Origin of the sequence: Micrococcus sp. NPDC078436 (assembly GCF_040702705.1) — a bacterium.
Taxonomy (GTDB): Bacteria; Actinomycetota; Actinomycetes; order Actinomycetales; family Micrococcaceae; genus Micrococcus.
The window spans coordinates 1-1,485 of the sequence record NZ_JBFBLX010000031.1 but is presented as its reverse complement, the minus strand read 5'-3'; the positions used below and the strand labels follow the sequence as shown (position 1 = coordinate 1,485).

The 1,485-nt window shown below is 65.4% G+C and carries 1 protein-coding gene and 1 pseudogene; both read left to right on the top strand.

Annotated features, from left to right (window positions below):
- A pseudogene (locus AB0302_RS11370) lies at window positions 1–95 on the top strand (IS5/IS1182 family transposase); the annotation flags it as partial.
- A gap of 96 nt (window positions 96–191) precedes the next feature.
- Window positions 192–1,357 (top strand): IS3 family transposase gene (locus tag AB0302_RS11365; protein WP_113914520.1). Its coding sequence is split into 2 segments (ribosomal slippage): window positions 192–476 and window positions 479–1,357, totalling 1,164 coding nucleotides; the frame shifts between segments, so codons are not numbered across the junction.
- Window positions 1,358–1,485 lie beyond the last annotated feature (128 nt).

The window sequence follows — 1,485 nt, the reverse complement described above, 5'->3', positions numbered from 1 at the left end:
CGACCCGGTACGACAAGTACGCGATCGTCTACCGGGCCGCCGTGGTGTTGAACGCTGTGCTCGCGTGGTCCAAACGATTGTCAGACATGCCCTAGGCCGATCAGGACGAGCGGGAACAAGATGGGGACTGCCGCACGAATAGGTGACACCTGATCTGGCTTGCCCGCAGGGCGGCCTGGAGGGATGTTGCTGTGCCTGCTCCCTATCCCCAAGAGTTCCGTGACGACGTCGTGCGCGTGGCCCGCAGCCGCGAAGAGGGTGTGACGCTCGCGCAGATCGCCAAGGACTTTGGCATCCATGAGATGACCCTGTCGAAGTGGATGCGCCAGGCCGACGTCGAGGACGGCGCGAAGCCTGGGACAACCAAAGCCGAGTCGGCCGAGAACCGTGAGCTGAAGAAGCGGATCCGCCTGCTCGAGCAGGAGAACGAGGTCCTACGACGGGCGGCGGCCTACCTGTCCCAGGCGAACCTGCCGGGAAAAGGCTCTACCCGCTCGTGAAGGAGCTCGCCGCCGTCGGGATCCCCGTCGCGGTGACGTGCCGGGTGCTCAAGCTCTCCCGCCAGCCCTACTACCGCTGGCTGGCGGACCCTGTCACCGACGCCGAGCTGGCCGAGGCGTACCGGGCGAACGCGTTGTTCGACGCCCATCAGGACGATCCGGAGTTCGGCTACCGCTTCCTGGTCGATGAGGCCAAGGAAGCCGGCGAGGTGATGTGTGAGCGCAGCGCGTGGCGGATCTGCCGGGACAACGGCTGGTGGTCGGTGTTCGGGAAGAAGCGCGGCAAGAACGGGAAGAAGCCGGGTCCGCCGGTGCACGATGACCTGGTGGAGCGGGACTTCACTGCTGGCGGTTCAAACCAGCTGTGGTTGACCGACGTCACCGAGCACAGGACCGCCGAGGGCAAGCTCTACATGTGCGCGATCAAAGACGTCTTCTCCGGGCGGATCGTCGGCTACTCCATCGACTCGCGAATGAAAGCCCGGCTGGCCGTCCAGGCACTGCAGAACGCCGTTGCTCGGCGCGGGGATGTGGCCGGTTGCATCGTTCATTCGGACCGCGGGTCGCAATTTCGATCCCGGAAATTCGTCCATGCCCTCAACCGGCACGGCTTGGTCGGCTCGATGGGCAAAGTGGGTGCGGCCGGGGACAACGCCGCCATGGAGAGCTTCTTCGCCCTGCTGCAGAAGAACGTCCTCGACAGGCGGTCCTGGACGACCCGGGATGAGCTACGGATCGCGATCGTCACCTGGACCGAGCGCACCTATCACCGGCGCCGTCGACAAGCCCGTCTCGGGCGGTTGACCCCCATCGAGTACGAGACCATGATGAAGCCCGCCGTGACCCTCCCGGCATAAGACCCCACCTGTCATCTATCGGTGCGGCAGTCCCGATCACGCAGGACTGGCTGCAGGTAGGTGTCGCGGTCTGAACCGAGAGGGGTGCGCCCGGTCGGGGCCGTTTGGATCGCTGCCGCTACGTCAGA